This is a genomic window from Psychrosphaera saromensis, from assembly GCF_002954545.1.
In the GTDB taxonomy this organism is placed as follows: domain Bacteria; phylum Pseudomonadota; class Gammaproteobacteria; order Enterobacterales; family Alteromonadaceae; genus Psychrosphaera; species Psychrosphaera saromensis.
In genome coordinates, this window is sequence record NZ_MSCH01000003.1 from 843,992 (window position 1) to 868,089 (window position 24,098).

A 24,098-nucleotide genomic window follows, 5' to 3' on the forward strand; every position below is an offset into this window, starting at 1 on the left:
TTTATTTTGAGTTAGTATAAAGTTTAATTAACTGAAATAATATATTTAGATATTCAATGATGAATAATAAATAAATAATTACAAAAAAACATGGAAGCTGTTTAATGCTAATTGACCAAACTAAGAGTTTGTTAATGTGTATCTGCGTATGCGGATCATGGTCTATTAGTGCGCAACAAGCCCCACCTCCTAGCTTCCAATCAAGTGAGCCAATAAGCTGTGAGTTATCAACTCAATTACAAAGTGTAGATGGACATAGAAATAAAAATACGATTATTTCCAGTAACCCACAAGAGTGCATTCTCACTGATATTTCCTATTTAGCCGTCAAAGAAGATGAGCAAGAGCCATTACAAAATGCGGAAACAGTAGACGTTAATCTAGAAGACATCGAGAAAGTCGTAGAAGAAGAAAGATTAAAAGTATTGTTTGTCGATGTGAATAGTGTTGTTGAAGGCGTTGGATACTCAATGGATTGGACGGCCAATCTACTTGATGGTTTGTTTGCCGAAAATGAAAGTGGAAAAAATAAAGCCAAAACATGGGGGCATTTTATTTTAGGTTGGGAGCCTAGAGAAGGTGAAGTATTTACCGGTGATAGCTTTCCAATCAAATTTAAAATAAAAGCAAAGCTGCCCAATTTAGAAAACTCCGTTGAACTAATACTTTCAGACGGTGAAGATGACGACTTTAAGACCTTACCGTATGAGTCCGTTAAAACAGAAGCATTTAAATTAAGCCAAAGTTCTCTAGGTGCAGCGGTTCGTTTTTTACATACTAAATCAGATAACTTAAGTACTTCAGTACGTATAGGTTGGGGAGAAGACCAGTTATATACCAGAGCCTCAGGTACTTACCGACAAAAGTTTTTTGACAGTAGAGTTATCGTTAATTTGCAACCAGCAATAGAATATTATGTAGCCGATGGTTGGGGTGCACGTTTTTTATTGGATACCGGACTCAAAATAAACAAAACATCTGAAGTTAGGTACAACTTATCATTACGCGATTTAGAATCGTATAACTCTTCAGAATGGCGTTCTGGTCTTTTCCAGATAACGGCGCTTACTGATAAATCGGCACTGATCACAGGTATATCGTCATTTGGTTATATAGAACCGAAAGTTGAACCAATATCCCATAAATTTAGTGTCAGATATCGATTTAACGCATTAAGGAGTTGGTTGTTTTTTGAGATAGAACCCTTTGTCGAATTAAACAAAGATGACCCTTATGAATCTGAGAGTTATGATCCACTATCGAATGATTTTGTACGTAACACGGGGATATCGTTTCGTATTGAAACCCACTATGGTTTCTTATAAAGCTTTTAATAAAGGCTTTTATAGATTGAAGCCGCTAATAGCCAAGTACTAGAATCTGATTTTAACAGAGCCTGACTTTAACAGAACTTAGCTCGGTACAACTAAGTGAATGTAGGTTAATTTAACAGCTGGAATCGTTAGCGAATTTTCAACCATACAAGTACCGCATTAAGCATAGTAATACTGCCTGCAACGCCCACCGCTAGCTGCCAAATCAAACTATCTAAATTACCAAACATCACAATTAATAAGGATGTGATAAAACCACAAGAAACTAACGTTAATTGCAATAAAAAGCGTCTGTGCTGTTTTTGGTGCTCTAGGTATTGTTCAATTAATTCTTGTTTCATTTGAGGCATGTTATTCAATGTGGTTAAACCTGAATGCAATATCTCTGGAATTTCGGGGGCCTTTTCTAGCCAATAAGGTAGATTTTCTTTGCTTGATTTAAAAAATGCTTTAAAACCCATTTGCTCTTTTACCCATTGTTCTAAAAACGGTTTGGCGGTTTGCCATAAATCTAATTGCGGATAAAGCTGACGTCCCAATCCTTCAACATACAAGAGTGTTTTTTGTAATAATACTAATTGCGGCTGAACTTCCATTTCAAACTGTCTCGCAGTATCGAACAAACCAATTAATACTTGAGCGAAGGATATCTCATCTAATGGCTTATTAAATATAGGGTCGCAGACTGCACGAATAGCAATTTCAAACTCCTCTACATTTATATGACTTGGCACCCAGCCAGATTGCACATGTAATTGCGCCACTCTTAAATAATTACGATTAAAAAAGGCGACAAAATTTTCAGCTAAATAACGTTTATCTTGTTCATTTAACGTGCCCATAATCCCAAAGTCGATTCCTATATATTTAGGGTTACTATATTCAGGATCATTAGGCTTTTGTTGCTCTATAAAAATATTACCTGGGTGCATATCGGCATGGAAAAAACTGTCTCTAAATACTTGAGTGAAAAATACTCGAACCCCACGTTCTGCCAGATTTTTTAGGTCTGAACCTTGTTGCAGAAGAGCCGCTGTATCAGAAACTGGAATGCCGTAAATACGTTCCATAACCAATATTTTTTGAGTAGACAAATCCGGATAAATCTTAGGGATGTATAAATCGTCAGAGTCCGCGAAATTATCTCGTAAACGAATACCATTACTGGCTTCTAATTTTAGATTCAGCTCATTTAAAATGGTTTTTTCATATTCTCTTACAACTTCTACCGCTCTAAATCTGTGTGCATCTTTGGTCTTAGATATAAATTTAGCAAATAGTAACATTAACGAGATATCAGACTTAATTTGGTGTTCTATATTAGGCCTGATCACCTTAATGATAACGCTAATAGGTTGTGATTCGTCTGGTAACTGTATTTGTGCACCATGTACTTGAGCCATAGACGCCGTTGCAATCGGTTGCTCATCAAATTTGAAAAAGACGTCAGATATTTGGGTGATATTTAATTCTTGGCAAATCGTATCCAAAACTAAAGAGGTAGCAAAAGGAGTCACTTGATCTTGTAATTTGGTCAGCTCAATACTTAATTGTTCAGATAACAAATCTTTTCGAGTGGATAGCATCTGACCTAATTTAATCCAAACTGGGCCTAAGTGTTCAAGGGCTATTCTGAGATTATGCGCACTATCGGTTTTCTTTGATGTTTTAGGATACCAAAAACATACAGCAATAAGCGCTTTTAGCAAAAAGGGTATCTTGTGTGATGGGATTAATTCATAAAGACGGTAATAAAGAAAAACATGAATTATTTTGAAAATACGAGATAGTTTATTCAATGTATTAGCGCTCTTAATTAATGTTTAGCAATTAGTGAGTTTATTGTAGCTGCTAGTTTGTCCGTTTTGGCAGATAGCACATCAACCTGATCAATAAAAAGGTTAACTTCATTAAAGTGTGGCGTTAATTTCAGCTCTTCAGTCATTGCTGTTGATAATGTGTAGTCCATATCTTTAGACTTTATTTTTATGTTACTTGCTAATGCTTTTATGCCCGTCGCTATTTTGTGGGCCATTGCATCGCCAAAATAGCTCGACAACAATTCTTGCCAATCAATGTCGTTGTTAATTAACAGCTCTGAAAAACTTTGTGCTATCGCTAAGTCACCGTCTAGTTCCAAATTATCTTGTTTTATTAACTTAGTTAATTGAGATGCATCCGATAAAGAACGTAAATATTGGCTACTGGTCGTAACAAGACAATCGTAACCATCGATATTTGACGATAGTAGGACTTTATTATTCAACACCTGTAATTTTATGTTGAGCGACAAGTCAGTTAAACAAACACTTAAGCTTTTGTTTTCTAATTTAGCTAGCTTTTGGCTTGCTTTATCATCAAACGATAATAATTTGTTGATGCTTGGCTCAATAAAACTATGAGCCAATTGTTGTAACAATATCAAAACTTGAAGCCTTTATGTAACGCGACTATACCGCCGGTCATGTTGGTATATGACACCTGGTCAAAACCTGCAGTTTCCATCATGGTTTTTAATGTCTCCTGGTCAGGATGCATTCGAATAGATTCAGATAGATATTGATAACTTTCTTTGTCGCCAGCGATTAATTGACCCATTTCTGGCAGTATTTTGAATGAATAAAAATCATACGCTTTATTAAGCCAAGCTTGTTCTGGTTTGGAAAATTCAAGAACTAATAATCTGCCACCGGGCTTTAGCACTCTATATATAGATCTAAGCGCTTCATCTTTATCCGTTACATTACGTAAGCCAAAAGCTATGGTAACTAAATCAAAGGTATTTTCAGCAAAAGGTAACGCCTGAGCGTTTGCTTGAATGTATTCAACATTGCCAACCACTCCTAAGTTATGCAGTTTTTCACGGCCAACTTTAATCATAGAGTCGTTAATGTCGGCAAGTACCACTTTGCCTGTAGGACCAACTGCTTCACTGAATTTACGAGTTAAATCACCAGTACCACCGGCTAAGTCTAATACCTTGTTACCTGGGCGAACATTACTCGCGTCTAGAGTGAAACGTTTCCAAAGTCTATGTACACCAAAAGACATTACATCATTCATTATGTCGTATTTAGCAGCAACCGAATGGAATACATCGGCGACCATAGCTTGTTTTTGTTCTGACTCAATAGTTTTGTAACCAAAGTGAGTAGTAGATTGTTGATTTTTTTCAGTAGTCATATTTTTATACAGGCAAGAGTAATTAGGACAAGTGTACTTAAATGTTGGCTTAAAACCAACAATACAGAAGGGATTAGATGATTAAATATTATAAGAAACACAAGATGTGTTTCTTAATAGCAGATTAACTTGAGTAAACACGGTTACGGCCAGTTGCTTTTGCCATGCGTAAAGCTGAGGTCGCTTTTTGAATGGTGCCGTTTAACCCTAGTGTATGGCAATACTCACTGACGCCAATTGATATGGTGATTTTCGGTAATCTTGCTTTATTTTTAGCATTAACAAATTGTAATTTTTCCACACCTAACCGGACTTTTTCTGCAATTTCGTTTGCGCTAGCTGGAGTGGCGTCAGGGATTAACACTAAAAACTCCTCACCTGCTAATCGCACAGGCAGTCCAGTTTCGGATACATAGCTTTTTATTTTTTGTGCAACTTTAGACAAAATTACGTTGCCAACTGTCATGCCGTAGCTGTCATTAAATTGCTTAAAGTGATCTAAATTAATCGCAAGTGCTGCAATATTTTGCGTATTGTTTTTTACCCAGATATCGACCGTTTGATTCATCACTGAACGATTATATAAACCCGTTAATGCGTCAAGTTGGCGGTGCTCATGCAAGTTTTCGATATGCTGTTGTAGTTCTTTTGATTTGGTTTGTGCTTGTTGTAACGCTTTAAATAAAATTTGTTGTGTGTTTTTTGTGTAAGACGTAGCTTTTATTAATTTATCCACCACTTGTTTAGAGGTTTGTGGATTTGGATCATCGAGCAATAACAAAGCTTCATCCAAAATGCTGGCGTAAGTCTTACTATCGCGTTGAGCTTTTTGGGAATGCTTTTGAGTAGTGTTGATGATTGAAGAAGTACGACGTAGTATTTTCTCACTGTTTTCGTCAGAACTAAGCATATATTGACGATACAGCTCTTCCATTAAAAAGGAGTCAATTATGCAGCTATCTTTAATATCGTTATTAATAGCGTCCACAATATCAGTGTTTTCTGCGCTAGCGTATTCGTAGGCGACGCTATAATTGATAGGGCTGGCCGCTAATCGGTGTTGCTTTAAAAACACTAGGGCTTTTTGCAATTTAGATTCAGCTTGCTCGATTGTATCCTGATACATCATTAAATTGGACTCCGGAGAAACAGCTCTTATATTGAATGTATATTCAAGTCGCTATTTTAACGGTCGCCATGTTAATGGCAATCAAAATACAGAGTTGAATACGCTAATTTTTATTATTGTTATTAGAGCGTATTTACCTGTGATTATTGTCACAATACCCAGTTAAAAGTGAGTAGGTAATACGGCCTATTGCGTATATATATTATGTAATTGTTTATAAACTAAAATTCTTTTATTTTAAGGTCAAGGAAATACTGTAATATTAAGTGCTAATGTAGTAAAAAATTCTTAAACAATTAGTTAGTAGATACTTATGGAAATTAAAAAAGCTAAAAATCAAAAACAAAAGTTGCAAAGAGTTAATGGCATTTTAACGGCTGCAGAAGCTTTATTTATTGAGTCTGGTAATGTTTTGCCATCAGCAATAGAGATAGCTAACAAAGCTGAAGTGGCAAAAGGAACGCTATATATATACTTCAGAACCAAGGAAGCTATATTTTTAGCATTACTTGAAAGGCACCTACAAAACTGGATTATCTCCGTTGAAACGGAAACTCGTAAGTATGAAGCAACGACAGTGGACGATATTTGTGGTTATTTAATTCAGTACTGGGTTGAGAATCCTCAGTTTGGACAGCTTTGTCGTATATCCGACGCTTTGTTGGAATCACATGTGGATGAAAAAGTGTATACCGCTTTCCATAATAAAACCGTTAATGGTTTAAAACGTATGGTTCCAGCGTTAAAGGATTTAAATCCAGAAGTCGACTCTAGAGAATGGTTGAACTTACTGCAACGTAGTTATCAAATGCTAACGTTAGCGTGGGTTGAAAGTCATCCTAAGTATCATATCTCCCTGACAAAAATACCTAAGTTTGAAACCTTAAGTTTCAATTTGTTAAGTCCATTTTGGCAAGAGTTAGTTCAATATAGTAAGCATCAACCTGTTGAGCAAAAAACGGGCTGGCGTAAGCTCTTAGGGAATTAAATTTGTTCATTAATAGATTAGCTATATTGTTACGGAAACACTTTATACATGTTTCTTGGATGTCCATTTTTTCTCTTTTGTGCTTTCACGCGATTCTAAGTTGGTTGTTATTATATTGGGCGCAAGAGTATGAATTAACTAACCTTAGTTCATATATTTATTATTATGTAGTGACGACAAGTACCGTGGGTTATGGGGACTTAAGTCCGTCATCCTTTGAAGGGAAGTTAGTAGTAGCATTGGTTCAAATTCCGTTAGGGCTCGCTATATTTGCGGCTTTACTTGGTAAGTTGGGACGTTCAGTTAGTAGAGTATTGAGACAGGTTATGACAGGCACAAAAGATTTTAGTGAAGAAGACTCACATATATTAATTTTTGGATGGCATGAAGGCCGTACAGAAAAAATGATTAAACACATACTCGGTGATCACAAACGTCAAAAACGTAAAATATTACTTTGTGTCACTAATGAATTAGAGCATCCATTTTTCCATAATCCGCTGGTGGAATTTGCAAAATTACAGTCGATGACTCAAGACGAAGAGTTAACTCGAGTTGCCGTTGCTAAAGCCGATAGAATTATTGTTGATTGTGATAATGATGATCAAACATTCACTTGTGCATTGAAGCTTAGCTCTTTAGTTAAAGATGGATGTCATATTAGTGCAAACTTCAGTGACGATACAAAAATTGAAATGTTAAATCGTTACACTAAAAACATCGAGAGTAACTCATCGAAAACGGCAGAGATTTTAGTACGTTCCATGCAAGACCCAGGAAGTAGCCGTTTACAAGAAGAGATGATGTCCACATTAACGGGGAACACTCAATTCTCTACTCAAATGCCTTTGGATATAGCGACACATAAATTTGGCGATTTGTTCTTCCATCTAAAGCAATATCATAATGCTATTTTATTGGCGGTTGCCGAAGACCGTATCGGCGTTAAAATGCATTTAAATCCGAGCAACGACTTTAGTGTTATGCCTGGCCAAGTTTTACATTACGTATCAAATGAAAGAATTATTGCCGATGAAATTGAGTGGGCAAAAATAGCAGTTAGAGAATTATTATGAGTCAACAAGCATTAGAAACACTCTTAAGTCATCTTAAGTTAGAAAAAATTGAAGAAGGTTTGTACCGAGGTCAAAGTCAGGCATTAGGTTTCGGTCGAGTGTTTGGTGGACAGGTTATTGGTCAAGCATTAAGTGCGGCTAAAGAAACCGTGGAAAATCGTTTTGTACATTCGTTCCATAGTTATTTCTTACGTGAAGGGAACGATCAAAGCCCAATAGTTTATGAAGTAGAAAGTATCCGTGATGGCGGTTCTTTTAGTACTCGTAGAGTAAGAGCGATTCAATTTGGTAAGACCATATTTTATATGACAGCTTCGTTTCAAACCGAAGGTGAAGGCTACGATCATCAGTCAGTTATGCCAGACGTTATCGGTCCTGAAAGTTTAATTTCCGAGTTAGATTTCTATAAGCAAAATTTAGATAAAATACCTGAACAGTTTCACGCTAAAGCATTGGCAGATAAGCCAATTGAAATGCGTCATGTTCAGCAATTCAATCCGTTTAATCCACATAAAATGGAACCAGCGTGCCAAACCTGGATTAAAGCTAGCGGTGTTTTACCTGAAGATCCTCGTGTTCACCGTTATTTATTATCTTATGCGTCAGATTTTACTTTTTTACCAACGGCGTTATTGCCGCATGGCGAAAGTTTTATGCAACCAAAAATGCAAGTGGCGACGTTAGATCATTCAATGTGGTTTCATCGACCATTTAAAATGGATGAATGGATTTTATTTAGTAAAGAAAGCACCAGTGCTAGTGGCGGTAGAGGCTTAGTGCGTGGGCAGTTTTTCAATCAAAAAGGCGAACTGATTGCATCGGCAATGCAAGAGGGTCTAATAAGAAATCACGAGAAGTTTCCTCGCAAATAGTATGTATGAATAGTTTCCACCAGTTAACTAAACTTGTTAGCTGGTGGAAATATAATTTATTAAGTCTGCCTAGTTATAAAAAGCTTAACCTAATGAATTTAACGACTGCAACAACTCTGCACTTAACAACGAATTAATCGTATCCGACGTTTCTTTACCTAACTCAGTCAGATGCATTAAACCTGCTTCATTAACGGTTACGTAATTCTGCTCGCGTAAGCATGAAACAAAATTTGATATCACTTTCTTATCAAAGTATTCCGGTGCTTTAACGTCATGTAATTTAAGTAAACGTTTTGCTAGCTTCTGACAATCAGCTTCTAATTCACTACGCTGAATACCATCTACTTGCTCAATTCTAATAAAGCCAAGTGCATAACGTTGCAAGGTGTCTTTCATTATTTTGGCTAATAAGTTTAGCTGTAAATAACCCATTGAATTTTTATCAGCTATGGTCAATGAGCCTTTTTTATCTTGCACCAATTTCTGTTGAACAAAAAAGTCGATAACTTGCTCAGCGTATTGTTCAACTTCAGTAATGGTAATGTACAATTCGTGTCTTAGTAGAGGTAATAAGTCGTTAACTTTCGTTAAAATCTGCTCTTTTGTGGTTACTGTCGAGTTTACAATAACACCCGCAATAATCGCTGGGATGGCAAATAAGTGCACAACATTGTTACGGTAATAACTCATCAAAATAGCGTTTTTATCATCTAGTTTAATGATAGTGCCGTATTCATCACTTTCCGCTTCTACTTTTTCAAGTTGAATTGCTTCTTCAATTATCTCGTCTGCCGTTTGTGATGGCACTTGGACATTTTTTGAATAAGGAACTTGTTGATTTAATTGAATGTAAAAGTTCAGTAATTGCTGCATTTCAGCGCGTGGTAGTGCATGACTATCAGACGTAAGTAGAGTTAACGCACAAAGGTTTACCGTATTTAATACCGCAGCGTCATTTATCGAACTCATAATAGTGTTTGCTGTGTAATTAACCACAGGTGTTAACCAGCTTGGTTTAACAACATCAACAGGGTCAATAAGGTCACGCCATTGTGGTGCTTTCTCATTAAGAATGTCATTTAAGCTAATTGGCTTACCAAAGTTCACGTCGCCATGACCGTAATTCTTTAGATTTTTAAGCGCTTTAAAGATACCAAAGATAGATTCACTTTCTTTGTTTTGACCTTTAAGTTCTTTTAAGTAAGTGTTTACTTCCATTACATGCTCGTAACCAATGTAAACCGGTACCAAAGTAATTGGTCGGTCAACGCCACGTAACATAGCTTGAATTGTCATCGCTAACATACCGGTTTTAGGACTTAACAAACGACCAGTTCGAGAACGTCCACCTTCTGTATAGTATTTTACTGGATAGCCTTTAATGAACAATTGGCCTAAGTATTCGCGAAAAACCGCAGAATATAACTTGTTGCCTTTAAAGCTTCGACGTAAGAAGAAAGCACCTGCTTTTCTGAAAATAGGCCCTGCAGGCCAGAAGTTTAAGTTTATTCCCGCTGCAATATGTGGCGGTACGAGACCTTCTTTATAGATAACATAGGTTAATAATAGATAATCCATGTGGCTTCTATGGCAAGGAACGTAAACAATTTCGTGGCCTTTTTGCGCTAAATCTCTTAACTCGTCAGCATTATGTACGCGAATACCATTATAAATTTTATTCCATAACCAAGTTAATATGCGTGAAGCGTAGCGAATATAAGACTCTCTATAGTCACCTGCAATTTCATTGAGCAGTTTAATCGCGTTCTTTTTAGCTTGAGCCATGGAAATATCTTTTGCGATCATTTCCTCTTGTAATGCTTTTTTAAGAGCAGGGCTAGCTAATAAGCTATTAAACATAGCGGAACGAGCCATGATTTTTGGCCCTGTCGCAACAATACGTTGACGTTCAAAGTGAATGCGAGCAACCCTAATTAACTTATGAGCAGATTCTTTTGATGTGCCATATCGATTTACCATTTCCATTAATGAAACTGGTTTTGAAATCCTAATGAAATTATCTCTACCAGAAAATAAAACGATAAAGAATTTGCGTAGACGACTGGCTTGTAGATTCTCTGCAATTAAGTCTTTAATTCCTATCTTTGTACTTTCTTTCGATTTTTCAACACCAGGCGCGCGGCCCCAACAGACCATTACTGGTACAAATTGCACATCTTGTTGGCTATCGGCAACTTTGGTTAGTAACTCTTGGCTGTGTTTAACGATTTGCGCTTCATGTTTTTTTTCTGAAGTGAAAAGAGACCTTCTATGCTTTACACCTGTGGCTCGTGAAAGTGAGTGTCCACCAAGCTTAAAGGACTTAAATGGACTAGGTAGACCTTGTTTTCGGCAAACTTGTTCAAGTGCTAATTTATCAGCAAATGAGTTTGTCACTAGTACGTATTTAATCGGTTTAGTGAGATCAAGTGATAGATCACTGTCGGACACTATGTTTACTTTGATAAATGGTCGTGTGAGCCAATAAAAAAGGTAAGAAATATAAGCCATTAAATCTAATCTCGAGAAGTTATAAAATTCAGACAGTGATATTAACAAAATGTTTTGCAAACTCTAACCAACATTTAACTTATATTTGCAGTTTTAATTTAGCTGTATATACTAACAGTTATTGTAACTGTATGGAAAACCAGACTATGCGTCCATTAACTGAAAGACAAGCTCAAATACTTGAGTTAATAAAACAAGCTATTGTATCGACAGGCATGCCTCCAACTAGAGCCGAAATAGCTAAACGTTTGGGTTTTCGTTCAGCTAATGCCGCTGAAGATCATCTAAAAGCATTGGCTAAAAAAGGCTATATCGAAATTTTAGCTGGTACATCAAGAGGAATCCGTTTAACTGAAGATATTTCTAACATGGAAGCTGGTATTCCCGTTGTTGGAAAAGTTGCTGCTGGTTCTCCAATATTAGCGATGGAACATGTAGATTCACGCGTTAATATAGACCCTGCTATGTTTACACCATCGGCAGATTTTTTGTTAATGGTTGAAGGCGAAAGTATGCGTGATATCGGTATTATGGATGGTGACTTATTAGCCGTACATAAAACACAAACAGCAAGAGATGGACAAGTTATTGTTGCCCGAGTTGGCGAAGACGTCACTGTAAAGCGATTAGAAAGAAACGGTAGTCAGGTTCTTTTGCATGCAGAAAATCAAGAATTTCCGCCAATTAAAGTCGACTTGAATTATCAAGATTTTGCCATCGAAGGCTTGGCTGTTGGTGTTATTAGAAATAGTTCACTAATGTAATTAGTTAATATATATAGATAAAACCCGCTCGGTGAAAATCACTTAGCGGGTTTTTTTATGTTTTTTACTTGGTGATTATTTGCACTATTTAAATAAAGGGTATAGGTTTGTTTTGTTGAATAAAAATTATACAAATAAAATATCAACAGCAAATCAGCGTTATAGACTGATTATAATAATAATATGAAACAAACATTTTTTGGGGATCGTACAAGTCTAGTTTACTAGATTTATACACTGATGTGGGTTGTACAGACATCTTCTTCTAATGTTTCAATGGGGAGGATGTTTAGTGGCTACTAAGCAAGTAAGTTGGTTGATTCCGGCTGCCGTATTGTCAGGTAATACTAGTGCAGAAGAAATGCGTCTTAATATGACTCAAGGCGTTACGGATATAAGTGCAAGTGTTTACAATTTGCATATGATCATATTCTATATTTGCTGTGTTATTGGCATTGTTGTTTTTGGGATCATGTTCTGGTCCATAATCCATCATAGAAAATCCAAGGGTGCTAAACCCGCTAATTTCCACGAAAGTACAAAAGTAGAAATACTTTGGACTGCTATTCCATTTGTTATTTTGATTGCGATGGCGTTTCCCGCCACTAAAACCTTAATTGAAATGGAAGATACCACAGACGCTGACTTGACCGTTCAAGTAACGGGTTCTCAGTGGAAATGGCATTACCGATACTTCGAACATGATTTAGATTATTACAGCCTACTGGCTACCCCGCAATCTGAAATTCATAACAAAATAGCAAAATCAGCAAACTATCTACTTGAAGTTGATAGACCGCTCGTGATCCCAACAGGCCAAAAGGTACGATTTTTAATTACATCGGATGACGTTATCCATTCTTGGTGGGTACCTGAATTTGCAATTAAAAAAGATGCCAACCCAGGTTTTATTAATGAGGCTTGGACTCGTGTCAATGAGCCCGGTATTTATCGTGGCCAGTGTGCTGAGTTATGCGGTAAAGACCACGGTTTTATGCCAATAGTGGTCATTGCTAAAGAACCTGCTGAGTTTAATAAGTGGATGGCTGAACAAACTGAAATTGCCAAAAATGCCAAAGCAGAAGAGCAAAAGCTACTATCGATGAATATGTCGATGGAAGAGCTAATGACCTTAGGTGAGAAAGTATACAACGCAAACTGTGCCGCTTGCCATCAACAAAATGGACAAGGTATTCCAGGTGTTTTTCCTGGATTGAAAGACAGTGCAATTGCATTGGGTGATGTAAAAGAACATATAAATATTGTGGTTAACGGTAAAGCGGGAACTGCAATGCAAGCATTTGGAAAACAACTAGCTCTGAAAGATTTAGCGGCAATTGTCACCTACGAGCGTAATGCTTGGGGTAACAATACGGGTGATGTGGTGCAAGCTGCAGCAATCAATGAATTTTTAGTCGATAAATAGGAGGAGCACGTTATGAGTACAACAAATTCAAACGCGGATAATCATGCTGAAGAACATCACGGTGCACCTTCGGGCATTATGCGTTGGTTATTAACAACTAACCACAAAGATATAGGAAGCTTATACCTTCTATTTTCACTGCTGATGTTTTTTATTGGTGGTGCAATGGCTATGGTCATTAGGGCTGAGTTATTTCAACCTGGGCTGCAAATAGTTGAACCAGATTTTTTTAATCAAATGACAACGGTACATGGTTTGATCATGGTGTTTGGTGCCGTTATGCCAGCGTTTGTTGGTTTAGCTAATTGGATGGTACCTATGATGATAGGTGCACCAGATATGGCTCTACCAAGAATGAATAACTGGAGTTTTTGGATCTTACCTTTTGCATTTTTAATCCTATTAATGTCTTTGTTTATGGAAGGTGGTGGGCCTAATTTTGGTTGGACTTTCTATGCACCGTTATCAACCACGTATAGTAATGACAGCACGGCGTTGTTTGTATTTTCAGTTCATATTATGGGGATATCTTCGATTATGGGAGCAATCAATGTGATTGTGACAATATTTAACTTACGAGCCCCAGGCATGACTTTTATGAAGATGCCCTTGTTTGTCTGGACTTGGCTGATCACTGCATTTTTATTGATAGCCGTAATGCCCGTTTTGGCTGGTGCTGTGACTATGGTATTAACCGATAAATACTTTGCTACGTCCTTTTTTGATGCTGCAGGTGGTGGCGACCCCGTGATGTTCCAACATATTTTTTGGTTCTTTGGTCATCCAGAAGTCTACATTATGATATTGCCTGCATTTGGCATTATCTCGCAAATTGTTCCTACTTTTAGTCGTAAAAAACTCTTTGGTTATTCGTCCATGGTTTATGCCACCGCATCCATAGCCTTATTGTCGTTTTTGGTTTGGGCACATCATATGTTTACCACAGGTATGCCGCTTGCTGGCGAACTTTTCTTTATGTACTGCACTATGCTGATCTCGGTGCCCACAGGGGTAAAAATCTTTAATTGGGTAGCAACTATGTGGCGAGGTTCATTAACTTTCGAAGTGCCTATGATGTTCTCAATTGCCTTTATCGTTCTATTTACCATAGGCGGATTTTCAGGATTGATGTTAGCCATTACGCCTGCCGACTTCCAATATCACGATACTTATTTTGTGGTCGCTCACTTTCATTATGTATTAGTTACTGGCGCTATATTTTCCATTATGGCAGGTGCTTATTATTGGCTGCCTAAGTGGACCGGTAATATGTTTGATGAAAAGTTAGCAAAAACCCATTTTTGGTTATCGTTAGTGTCAGTAAACGTGTTGTTTTTCCCAATGCATTTTGTAGGTCTCGCTGGAATGCCAAGACGGATCCCAGACTATGCTTTGCAGTTTGCTGATTTTAACGCAGTAATAAGTATTGGCGGCTTTGCCTTCGGCTTGTCTCAGTTGTTGTTTGTTGCTGTGGTTTATAAATGTATTAAAGGTGGTGAAAAAGCAACGGCCCAAGTTTGGGAAGGTGCTGAAGGTTTGGAGTGGGAAGTTCCTTCGCCAGCTCCGTATCATACATTCGAAACACCACCGACAATTAAATAGACACTGTTAATTCAACGACTAATTAGGTTGAGTTTTAATGAAAGATGAACTGAAAACACAACAGGCTACCAACAAACTCGTTAAGAAGTTAGTGGTAACTGTATTTCTAATGTTTGGTTTTGGCTTTGCTTTGATCCCTCTGTATGACGTTTTTTGCGACATCACTGGGCTTAATGGCAAAACTAGCGAAGTTGCGGCGGTACAGTCTTCTTCTATTGATAAAAGCAGAATAATCAGTGTTGAATTTATTGCCAGAACTCAAGGTAATTTACCTTGGATATTCAAACCAGAAGTAAAAAAAATGAATGTCCATCCTGGCGAAATGCATCAACTCAATTTTATAGTAAAAAATAACTCAGTAAGCAATATGGTTGTGCAGGCAGTTCCTTCAGTGAGTCCTGGTATTGCCGCTGCATACTTCAATAAAATTGAATGTTTTTGCTTTAATCAGCAACCTTTAAAACACGGGATGACAGCTGATTTAGGGTTACAGTTTTATATAGACAAAGATATTCCGGCTGAATATTCAACCGTTACTTTGGCTTATACCTTGTTTGATATCAGTGAAAATATTGAACAAGACGAATTTATGAAACTGTTCGCCGCAAACAAAAATTAATGCTCATTTGAGAGGGCAGCATATGAATAACAATGAATATGAAAAATATTATGTACCAGCACAAAGTCCATGGCCTATTGTAGGTGCGGTTGGTTTATTTTGTATCGCATTTGGTGCGGGTAATTATGTTAATGATATTAAAAATGAAGTAACCGGTTTTGGTGGTTATTTACTATTAGCAGGAATGGCAATTGTCATCTTTATGTTAGTCGGCTGGTTCCGTAACGTGATTGATGAGTCTATGTCTGGCAAATACAGTAAGCAACTGGATAGATCATTTCGTCAGGGAATGAGTTGGTTTATTTTTTCAGAAGTTATGTTCTTTGGGGCATTCTTTGGTGCGTTGTTATATGCCAGAGTCTTCTCTGTACCTTGGTTGGGCGGCGCTAGTAATAATGCAATGACCCATGAAGTTTTATGGCCAGCGTTTGAAGCTATTTGGCCATTAACAAAAACGCCAAGCGGTGTTGTTACGGAAGCTATGGGGTGGAACGGTCTACCACTTATCAATACGATTATATTATTAATATCTTCAATTACCTGTCACTTCGCGCATGTTGGTTTAGAGCAAAATAAACGTAAGCAACTTAAATGGGGCTTAGGGCTAACCGTGCTTTTAGGCTGTATTTTCTTATTCTTACAAGTAGAAGAATATACCCATGCATATCAAGAAATGGGCTTAATGCTGTCCAGCGGAATGTATGGAAATACTTTTTATCTACTCACCGGTTTTCATGGTTTGCATGTCACCTTGGGTACCATAATGTTGTTTATTATGTTTTTAAGAATTGTGATTAAAGACCATTTTACAGCAGAAAACAGTTTTGGTTTCCAAGCGGCTAGCTGGTATTGGCACTTTGTTGATGTGGTGTGGGTTTGTTTGTTTATCTTTGTTTATATCATTTAATTGGCACAACCCCAGTTGTCCGTGATGGTATGAAAATATTAAATCGGTCTGGGGTTTAATTGAATAACACCGGTGAATAAACAAATTAACAGTATCGAGATAAGTAACACGGTATAGATTAATCGTTTACCAATAAAGTACGACATAGGCTTTTGCTCTGGATGTTGTTTTAACATCGAAGTCATAGCTTTAAATAAGTTAAAGATAATGGAAATTAATATCAATCCGATAGCGATTTTGACTATGAATACCATACATTAATTTCCTTTATCTCAGTTTTTGGGTTGCAGTATATTGATAATTTTCCAACGCTTTTCAGTATCAACTTTACCCTTAGTGGTTACTTTGGCTGCTTTTGTTGTAATGTGCAAGTTAGGTTTTTGGCAACTTGACCGAGCCGAACAAAAGCGTCAGCAAATCGCTTTATTTACACAGCAAGGTGAAATCACAACTGAAGAATTATTGCCATACACTGAAGTAACGCTTGTTGAAATTAATGGACGTAAAGTCGCACTGCAGGGAAAGATAGTGACTGATAAAATTTGGTTATTGGACAATAAAACCCATAACGGAAAAGTTGGTTATAACGTGATCACGCCATTCCTATTAAAAGCTCTAGCTAAAAAAGGTGTAGCTGAGCAAGTTAAAGACAAGCAAATATTGGTCAACTGGGGATGGCTACAAGCTAGTAAATATCGCTCGGAATTACCAAGCGTAAAATTACCCGACAATATCGAATTAACCGGCGTTGTCAGAACCACAGATTTTAAACAATTTTCATTACAGCAAGATCACAAACAAGACGAAAGCGGTTGGCCAAAACGTGTCCAGTCGGTTTCTAACATCATTGCCAACTTAGATACCCGTACGATTTTACCTGTAATGGTTTATGCAGACACAAATGAAAATATAAATTATCCACAAACATACAAGCCTGTGGTTATGCCACCAGAGAAACATCAAGCCTATGCTGTGCAATGGTTTTTGTTGGCATTGTCTAGTCTACTAGTCTTTATGTTTGCCAGCTTGCATAAAGGTAAACAAACCCGAAAAACACCAACGTCGTCGTTAAAGGAAAACAATGAAAACTAAATCTTTTTTTACTATTTTTGTAGGTATGGCCGTTGCCTCATTTGTGCTCGCCTTTATGGTTTTAAAGCTTGGTTGGTTTACCCCAGGTGCTACAGCAAAAGGCCAGTTTGTTGATCATGAAATAACGTTAGGTTTAATTGAGTTATCTGACAGGCCTATGTGGCGATTGGTGTTTCAGCCAGATCAGAATAACTGTGATAAAAAATGTGAAGAGCAGTTATACGGTTTAAACCAAACCTATATTGCCTTAGGAAAATTACAAAAAAGGGTTGATGCTTTGGTGTTAAACGAGTCGCTCGATTTTTCCCAATATCCGTTACTCAAACGTCAGCAAGTAACTAACTCGGAGTTAGATAGGGAGCATATTTACCTTGTTGACCCTTATGGCAAGGTGATCATGCAATATGCGGGAAGTGTGTTACGTGAAGATACAATAAAAACCAGTAAAGACATTCTGGCGGATCTGAAGAAATTATTAAATTACGCCAGAGTCGGCTAACAGTAAGATTATCATGCTCAAAACAACAATAAAAAAGGAGCTGTCTATATGGTGCGAACTTTATATAAACTTAATCTAGTTGCCGTTTTTGTCGCGGCGGTTGTGGTTATTTTAGGGGCTTATACTCGGTTAACGGATGCTGGGTTAGGTTGTCCGGATTGGCCAGGTTGTTATAGTTTCATGTCTGTACCAACGCACGAAGCGGATATAGCTCATGCCGAAGGCATTTTCCCAGATAGGCCAGTTGAACATGCTAAAGCATGGAATGAAATGATACATCGTTATTTTGCTGGTTCGTTAGGTTTGTTAATTTTAGCTATGTTTTTATTAAGCATGAAAACCAAACAAAAAATGATACTCCCTACGACTTTGTTGCTGACGGTTTGTTTTCAAGCACTGCTAGGCATGTGGACAGTTACGTTAAATTTGATGCCATTAGTCGTTTTGGGGCATTTGCTTGGCGGCTTTACTACTTTCTGTTTACTTATTGTTTCGCTGTTAACGCTACGCAGGCAAACCAATACTAGCCATATTATGTCTTCACCATCCTCTTTATGTCACCGCTTATATCGACTATCTCAAGCTGCTTTATTGTTACTGGTTTTACAAATTGCTTTGGGCGGGTGGACAGCATCTAATTACGCAGCGGTAGCTTGTACTGAGTTACCGATTTGTGAGAGTGGTTGGACGGAGAAGTTTGATATTAAACAAGCGCTAATGGTGCCAACAGGACACGACGATTATGAGTATGGGGTTCTACCGTATGAAGCTCGAATGTCTATCCATGTTTTACATAGATTTGGAGCAGTCGTTGTTTTGTGTATTTTTGCTGTGTTGGCATTCAATCTAATGAAATCCAAAAGTACTCAATTGAAAAACCATGGGATCGTTTTGTTACTTTTAGTGTCTACTCAGTTTTTATTAGGTGTGAGTAATGTGCTATTTCAGTTGCCGTTATTCATTGCGGTAAGTCATAACTTTATAGCTTTATGTTTGTTGGCAAGCTTAGTGACTCTTATGTTTAATTTGAATTCACAAGGGCAGCACCAAGCATCCTTTAATACGTGGATAAAAGGGTAATGTATTATGAGTAATTCTAAATTATTGCAACTTCAGTTTATGCAGCCTTTAACGCAAGTATTGGCAGACCTTTATGAAATCACTAAACCAAAAGTAGTGGCTATGTTGGTCATTACGGCGATAGTCGGCATGGTGTTATCACAGGAAAGCTTACCTAGTTTATGGTTGATGGCCGTTGCCTCTATGGGCATTGGTTTACTTTCGGCGGCGGCTGCGGCACTTAATCATATTGTTGATCAGAACATAGATGCAAAAATGGCGCGGACCTATAATCGACCTTTGGCGAAAGGTCGCATTAATAATACTCAGGCAACACTATTTGCATTGCTGTTAGCCTGTAGCGGTTTTGTTTTACTGTATATAGAAGTTAATGCATTAACGGCATGGCTAACCTTATGCAGTTTATTTGGTTATGCCGTTGTGTACACATTAGTGTTAAAACGATTAACACCGCAAAATATTGTAATTGGTGGTTTAGCGGGTGCTATGCCGCCACTATTAGGTTGGACATCAATAACTGGAGAGTTACATCCCCACGCTTATTTCTTGGTGATGATTATCTTCACCTGGACGCCACCACATTTTTGGGCTTTGGCTATACACCGTAAAGAAGATTACGCTCGAGTTAACATTCCTATGTTGCCAGTAACTCACGGCTCTACATTTACTAAAACAACGATAGTCCTGTACACAGTATTATTGTTGTTAGTTTGTCTTTTACCTTATTTGGTTGGTATGACAGGACTTATCTACTTAGTGTCGTCTTTAGTGTTAAACTTGATGTTCTTACGATATGCATGGTTACTAAAAACCCGTGAAGATAAAGCATTAGCGATGGAAACGTTTCAATTTTCCATTAAGCATTTGTTATGGTTATTTGTAGCTCTGTTAGTTGATCACTTTTTTAAATTTTAGGTTGTTAAATGAAACTTCAAGAAAAACTCGGTTTATTGTTGGTTGCGGCTATCGCGTTATTTGCCGGACAATATTTTTATCAATTGAATCAACAAAAACAATATTCAGAAACCACACTGGTTTATCAACAACCTAGAGAAATTGCGTCATTTAAACTTTACGACCAAAATGAACAGTTAGTCGATAACCAAGCGATTGCTGGTAAATGGAACTTAGTATTTTTGGGTTATTTATCGTGCCCAGATATTTGCCCTATGACAATGTCGAAACTAAGCCGAATATTGCCTGAGCTAAATGAATCATCACAGATACCAGTACAGGTATTATTTGTTTCCGTTGATCCAAAACGAGATACAGCCGATAAGCGTAAGCAATATGTGGAGTACTTTAACCCTGCTATTTTAGGTTTAGGAGCAGAGCATAAAGATTTGTTTCCATTTGTTAGAAACTTAGGTTTGATGTATTCAGTTCCAGATATCGACGCAAAAGACTACTTTGTTGATCACAGTGCATCGGTTCTTCTTATTGATCCTAATGGTAATGCGGTTGCGATTTTCAAACCTGAAATAAAGGCAAACCAAGTCCCAACAATTAACCCTGATGTTATAGCTGAAGACTTTAAAACCTTGATTAAGTAGGTTTTTAACCAATACTGAATTAGAGTGTAGTGTTAAGTAAAATATAACAAATGACTAAGGGAACCACTTTGATTGGAAAATTAGCTGACAAAATCATTTTTGGTACTGCGTTAATTATTGCATTACAGGTTCCTCAGTTGGCGGATCATTACCAGCAGTTTTTATCTGGGTTATATGAATCAACCAAGTGGCAAGTTGATGGTTACGAGGCTACGGCTAAGGAACATGAATACCCTGATCTAAGAGCTATGATTGCTCATCACTTAGAAAATGATGATGCAAGTGTAAGGACGGATGCTGCACAAAAACTATATACACTTGAGTTATATGATCAGTTAACAAATGGTGTGATAATTTTTAACGAAGGAAACTTGTTAGACAAAGCTATATATATGTTCAATCCATCAAGGTATGGAAATCTAGAGAAAACCGTCAGCAACTTTAAGTTGGGTATACCTTTAACATTAAACGGAATAGCGTTTGGCGTTATAGTAGCCTTGTTATTAAATTACCTTATAACGCTACCATTTATTCTTTGGACTCGACGTAAAAATCACTTATAGATGATTAAAATAGCTAAGTGATTTCTAAGCATGTTCTATTCTCGTTGTACTCAGTGCTTCTGTAGTTTAATCAAGCTCTTTTGCTATTCAGGCATAAAGCTAAAAATTATAACCACAGAGGCAGTACACAGAAGAAAGATAGAAAGCTATCAATACATGCAATGAGTCTGTTTGGTTCATAATATAGAAAGATTTAAATAAGCTTTTTATTGCAGCTTAGTTTCTTCCCCTCTTAGACCATTATAAATTTATCCACAACTTAGACATCCAGTAAAAACGACCGCTATGACTTATAGATGGTGCTGTGCAGTTATATTTAACTCTGCCTTTTGGGATCTCATTGTTTGATGCAATGTTAAAATCTAACTTTGATGTCCACTCTGGTTTTTGCGGCTTACCTGAACCAGATATAAAACAAGCTAGCTGACTTTGGTAAAAGTCTTTGTTTAATAAGCTTACTTGCAACAATGGGTTTAAGCTTTCAGGTTTGGTATCACTCGGTGTAATAGACTTAATGTTAAATGGCAGGCTATTCAATTTTGCTTTTAGGGTTTTAGGGTTGGCGTAAATGCCATTGGCTGGGAATCGAGACAAAGCTAATATATCACTTGTTTCATTAACCGCACCTGAGTGCTGAGCAAAACCAACATAACCCAATTTTTTTAAGTCTTGTTTGATTTTATGATCATATTCACCGTACGGGTAAGCAAGTAACTTATGCGATTGGTTTAATTTTTCTGTAATAATTTTGTCAGCCAGTAGGATGTTGTCAATCATTTGCTCATCCGTTAAGCCATCTTGTACTAGGTTTTCATGCGCCATAGTATGATTAGCAATAATACCTTGGTGTTTAGCCAGTTCAGCTAATTGATCCCAATCTAAGTATAATTTACTTGGCCCAACCATTTTAGGATTTACAAATACAGTGAATGGAAACTTGTATTGAATTAACAAAGGTAAAGCATTGTCATATACACTGTGATATCCGTCATCAAATGTAATTGCAACCCAGTTATTGTCTACTGGTGTATTAGCTTTAATGGCATCTGTGATAGTCGTTAACGGAACAACGATTAATTTTAAGCTATTGATCAATTCTAAATGTTCTTTGAATTGCTCAGTAGAAACGCTGGTGGATTTTGGCGTTTTATCACTAACATGATGGTAAATTAAAATAGTTGCTGCGTTTACTTTAAAAAACAGACTCGCGGTAAGAACGAGAACAAATAATACTTTCTGGATAACTCTTTGGTTCATAATGATAATTTCTACTTTTCAAAAATTTAGTTTACATACTATTAGTGCAAGGAAAATCTGGCTGCTTGCGTGGCCGATGATTCTAGCAAATATTAGTGTGCCTCTGTTAGGTTTTGTTGATGTTGCGGTTATAGGCCATTTACCTTCTGCGTCATTTTTAGCTGGGACGACGTTAGGTAGTTTAGTTGTCATGGTGCTATTTTGGTTACTCGGTTTTCTGCGTATGTCTACTACTGGCTTAGTCGCTCAAGCATACGGCGACAAAAACCCGCAACAAGAAGCGGTAGTTGTCCTCCAAGGTGTATTAATTGCTACCCTGTTGAGTGTAGTAATTTTAGTTAATCATACAAATTTATTTAATTATTTCATTTCTTTATTAGCGTCAGACGTTGACTTAACCGATGCGATACAAGCAGCCAAAACGTATTTTGCTATTAGAATTTGGACTGCGCCAATTAGCTTAATTAACCTTGTTTTGACCGGCTATTTGATTGCCAAAGGGCAAACAAAAACCGTGTTGTATGCTTTGTTGATTTGTAATTTTGTAAACTTAATCGCCGATATCATTATGGTGCCTGTATTAGGGTTCGATGTTGCAGGTGTTGCCGTGGCAAGTGTGCTAGCCGAGTGCACTTTGTTTATATTCCTTGTGCGTAATGTATATCCTCAAATATCTGCTTATCTACGTTTTAACTTAACGATTATTCTTGGTTCAAGGCAGTTGCTGTCATTAAATGGGCTGTTGTTTATGCGCTCTATGCTATTGCAATTATGCTTGTCGTTTATCACTATTTACGCAACTAGGTACGGTGAAGTGGCGGTGGCAACCAACGCTATTGTGATGCAATTTTTTATGTTTATTTCATTTACTATGGATGGCATTGCGTTTTCTCTTGAGTCGTTAATTGGCCAATATTTTGGTAAAAAGCAAAAGTTAAAGTTAGCTCTGTTAATAAGAACTGGGATGAGGTTAGCCTTATTTGGCGCATTAATTTATTGTTTAGTCTATTGGCTGTTAGGTGAGTACATTGTCAATTTACTAACAAATATACCGAGCTTACGAACAGAATTAGAAAGTTATTATGCTTGGATTATTGTATTGCCAATAGTCAGTTACATGAGCTTTATATTAGATGGTGTATTTGTTGGATTAGCGTATAGCTTTAAAATGTTTAAAAGTATGCTAATTGCTGCGATAACCTTTTTTGTGGTTTTCTACTTAACCCAAGAGTTAGGTAATCATGGTCTTTGGTTAGCATTTTGTAGTTTTATGTTGGCGCGTGGATTATCGCAGTTATATATGGTGCAGAAGAAAAACTTTATTTAATATTTTTAAAGCGTTCTTTATTTAATTCAGCTTGATGACGAAAGAATGCAATCCTATTAGAAATAATGCCGATGTAACCTTTAACTGCAAAATAAAAGGCAATACAAATAACCGATAGGCCGAGTATTTGTACAAATGATGGCAAGTTAATTCCAAGGTACACTAGGACAACACCAATAACAAAAAGCACTAAACCTATGAAAAATTGCTTAACACTTAATTGTGGATTGGAGCCTTGCTTAACAAGAAAATTTTGTAGTTTGTCGGTTGGCATATTAATCTCAACGCTATTGATTATTAAACGTATAAAAAA

General features: G+C 37.0%; 24 protein-coding genes and 1 pseudogene. 17 read left to right on the forward strand and 8 right to left on the reverse strand.

Going from position 1 to position 24,098, the window contains the following annotated elements; all coding sequences use genetic code 11:
• Nucleotides 1–104: 104 nt before the first annotated feature.
• On the forward strand, nt 105–1,325 hold the full coding sequence (locus BTO11_RS03805; protein WP_105051340.1) for a hypothetical protein: 1,221 nt from the start codon (nt 105–107) through the stop codon (nt 1,323–1,325).
• 137 nt (nt 1,326–1,462) lie between these two features.
• Here BTO11_RS03805 and ubiB read toward each other — a convergent pair whose 3' ends face one another.
• From ubiB to BTO11_RS03825, 4 genes are all read right to left on the reverse strand, one after another.
• Nucleotides 1,463–3,133: a ubiquinone biosynthesis regulatory protein kinase UbiB gene (gene ubiB, locus BTO11_RS03810; RefSeq protein WP_105051341.1), complete on the reverse strand. Its 1,671-nt coding sequence runs from the start codon at nt 3,131–3,133 to the stop codon at nt 1,463–1,465.
• A gap of 17 nt (nt 3,134–3,150) precedes the next feature.
• On the reverse strand, nt 3,151–3,759 hold the full coding sequence (locus BTO11_RS03815; RefSeq protein WP_105051342.1) for a ubiquinone biosynthesis accessory factor UbiJ: 609 nt from the start codon (nt 3,757–3,759) through the stop codon (nt 3,151–3,153).
• Nucleotides 3,756–4,517, reverse strand: coding sequence for a bifunctional demethylmenaquinone methyltransferase/2-methoxy-6-polyprenyl-1,4-benzoquinol methylase UbiE (ubiE, locus tag BTO11_RS03820; RefSeq protein WP_105051343.1), 762 nt, complete (start codon nt 4,515–4,517; stop codon nt 3,756–3,758). The genes BTO11_RS03815 and ubiE overlap by 4 nt, the downstream gene beginning before the upstream one ends.
• Nucleotides 4,518–4,641: 124 nt before the next feature.
• Nucleotides 4,642–5,646 (reverse strand): GGDEF domain-containing protein, encoded by a 1,005-nt coding sequence (locus tag BTO11_RS03825; RefSeq protein WP_105051344.1) that lies wholly within the window; start codon nt 5,644–5,646, stop codon nt 4,642–4,644.
• A 313-nt stretch (nt 5,647–5,959) separates the two neighbouring features.
• Here BTO11_RS03825 and BTO11_RS03830 point away from each other — a divergent pair, with 313 nt between their 5' ends.
• The 3 genes from BTO11_RS03830 to tesB are packed head-to-tail and all read left to right on the forward strand — an operon-like array spanning nt 5,960 to nt 8,582.
• A complete protein-coding gene (locus BTO11_RS03830) occupies nt 5,960–6,634 on the forward strand; it encodes a TetR/AcrR family transcriptional regulator (protein WP_105051345.1) in 675 nt (224 codons plus the stop codon).
• 59 nt (nt 6,635–6,693) lie between these two features.
• Nucleotides 6,694–7,710, forward strand: coding sequence for a potassium channel family protein (locus tag BTO11_RS03835; protein ID WP_105051346.1), 1,017 nt, complete (start codon nt 6,694–6,696; stop codon nt 7,708–7,710).
• Nucleotides 7,707–8,582, forward strand: a complete 876-nt coding sequence (gene tesB / locus BTO11_RS03840) for an acyl-CoA thioesterase II (protein ID WP_105051347.1) — start codon at nt 7,707–7,709, stop codon at nt 8,580–8,582. The genes BTO11_RS03835 and tesB overlap by 4 nt, the downstream gene beginning before the upstream one ends.
• An 84-nt stretch (nt 8,583–8,666) precedes the next feature.
• On the opposite strand, the gene plsB is transcribed toward tesB, so the two are convergent.
• Nucleotides 8,667–11,096 (reverse strand): glycerol-3-phosphate 1-O-acyltransferase PlsB, encoded by a 2,430-nt coding sequence (gene plsB / locus BTO11_RS03845; protein WP_268245092.1) that lies wholly within the window; start codon nt 11,094–11,096, stop codon nt 8,667–8,669.
• Between the two features lie 146 nt (nt 11,097–11,242).
• Between plsB and lexA the strand changes: the two genes are divergently transcribed.
• The 6 genes and pseudogenes from lexA to BTO11_RS03870 all read left to right on the forward strand — a co-directional run bounded on the left by lexA (nt 11,243) and on the right by BTO11_RS03870 (nt 16,414).
• Nucleotides 11,243–11,860, forward strand: a complete 618-nt coding sequence (lexA, locus tag BTO11_RS03850) for a transcriptional repressor LexA (protein WP_105051349.1) — start codon at nt 11,243–11,245, stop codon at nt 11,858–11,860.
• 373 nt (nt 11,861–12,233) lie between these two features.
• Nucleotides 12,234–12,845: pseudogene (gene coxB / locus BTO11_RS16740) on the forward strand (cytochrome c oxidase subunit II); the annotation flags it as partial.
• Between the two features lie 117 nt (nt 12,846–12,962).
• On the forward strand, nt 12,963–13,286 hold the full coding sequence (locus BTO11_RS16745) for a c-type cytochrome (protein WP_229793407.1): 324 nt from the start codon (nt 12,963–12,965) through the stop codon (nt 13,284–13,286).
• A gap of 12 nt (nt 13,287–13,298) precedes the next feature.
• Nucleotides 13,299–14,888 (forward strand): cytochrome c oxidase subunit I, encoded by a 1,590-nt coding sequence (ctaD, locus tag BTO11_RS03860; RefSeq protein ID WP_105051350.1) that lies wholly within the window; start codon nt 13,299–13,301, stop codon nt 14,886–14,888.
• 37 nt (nt 14,889–14,925) lie between these two features.
• Nucleotides 14,926–15,507, forward strand: coding sequence for a cytochrome c oxidase assembly protein (locus BTO11_RS03865; RefSeq protein WP_105051351.1), 582 nt, complete (start codon nt 14,926–14,928; stop codon nt 15,505–15,507).
• 22 nt (nt 15,508–15,529) lie between these two features.
• Nucleotides 15,530–16,414 (forward strand): cytochrome c oxidase subunit 3, encoded by an 885-nt coding sequence (locus tag BTO11_RS03870; RefSeq protein WP_105051352.1) that lies wholly within the window; start codon nt 15,530–15,532, stop codon nt 16,412–16,414.
• 38 nt (nt 16,415–16,452) lie between these two features.
• Here the strand turns inward: BTO11_RS03870 and BTO11_RS03875 are convergent, their stop codons facing one another.
• The gene (locus BTO11_RS03875; protein ID WP_105051353.1) at nt 16,453–16,668 is read right to left on the reverse strand and encodes a DUF2909 family protein; all 216 of its coding nucleotides are present in this window, start codon (nt 16,666–16,668) and stop codon (nt 16,453–16,455) included.
• Nucleotides 16,669–16,708: 40 nt separating this feature from the next.
• On the opposite strand from BTO11_RS03875, the gene BTO11_RS03880 reads away from it, so the two are divergent.
• The 6 genes from BTO11_RS03880 to BTO11_RS03905 all read left to right on the forward strand — a co-directional run bounded on the left by BTO11_RS03880 (nt 16,709) and on the right by BTO11_RS03905 (nt 21,201).
• Nucleotides 16,709–17,506: an SURF1 family protein gene (locus tag BTO11_RS03880; RefSeq protein ID WP_146105456.1), complete on the forward strand. Its 798-nt coding sequence runs from the start codon at nt 16,709–16,711 to the stop codon at nt 17,504–17,506.
• Entirely contained in the window at nt 17,496–18,005 is a 510-nt protein-coding gene (locus BTO11_RS03885) for a hypothetical protein (RefSeq protein ID WP_105051355.1), read from the forward strand. Before BTO11_RS03880 ends, BTO11_RS03885 begins: the two co-directional genes overlap by 11 nt.
• Nucleotides 18,006–18,053: 48 nt before the next feature.
• Nucleotides 18,054–19,085, forward strand: coding sequence for a COX15/CtaA family protein (locus BTO11_RS03890; protein WP_105051356.1), 1,032 nt, complete (start codon nt 18,054–18,056; stop codon nt 19,083–19,085).
• A gap of 6 nt (nt 19,086–19,091) precedes the next feature.
• Nucleotides 19,092–20,000, forward strand: a complete 909-nt coding sequence (cyoE, locus tag BTO11_RS03895) for a heme o synthase (RefSeq protein ID WP_373295217.1) — start codon at nt 19,092–19,094, stop codon at nt 19,998–20,000.
• 8 nt (nt 20,001–20,008) lie between these two features.
• Nucleotides 20,009–20,638, forward strand: coding sequence for an SCO family protein (locus BTO11_RS03900; RefSeq protein ID WP_105051357.1), 630 nt, complete (start codon nt 20,009–20,011; stop codon nt 20,636–20,638).
• 68 nt (nt 20,639–20,706) lie between these two features.
• Complete coding sequence (locus BTO11_RS03905) at nt 20,707–21,201, forward strand: DUF2937 family protein (RefSeq protein ID WP_105051358.1); 495 nt, start codon at nt 20,707–20,709, stop codon at nt 21,199–21,201.
• A 240-nt stretch (nt 21,202–21,441) separates the two neighbouring features.
• Here the strand turns inward: BTO11_RS03905 and BTO11_RS03910 are convergent, their stop codons facing one another.
• On the reverse strand, nt 21,442–22,458 hold the full coding sequence (locus BTO11_RS03910; RefSeq protein WP_105051359.1) for a polysaccharide deacetylase family protein: 1,017 nt from the start codon (nt 22,456–22,458) through the stop codon (nt 21,442–21,444).
• A 76-nt stretch (nt 22,459–22,534) separates the two neighbouring features.
• On the opposite strand from BTO11_RS03910, the gene BTO11_RS03915 reads away from it, so the two are divergent.
• Nucleotides 22,535–23,785, forward strand: coding sequence for an MATE family efflux transporter (locus BTO11_RS03915; RefSeq protein WP_181135832.1), 1,251 nt, complete (start codon nt 22,535–22,537; stop codon nt 23,783–23,785).
• Here the strand turns inward: BTO11_RS03915 and BTO11_RS03920 are convergent.
• Nucleotides 23,778–24,059: a hypothetical protein gene (locus tag BTO11_RS03920; protein ID WP_105051361.1), complete on the reverse strand. Its 282-nt coding sequence runs from the start codon at nt 24,057–24,059 to the stop codon at nt 23,778–23,780. The two genes, BTO11_RS03915 and BTO11_RS03920, sit on opposite strands and share 8 nt — an antisense overlap.
• Nucleotides 24,060–24,098 lie beyond the last annotated feature (39 nt).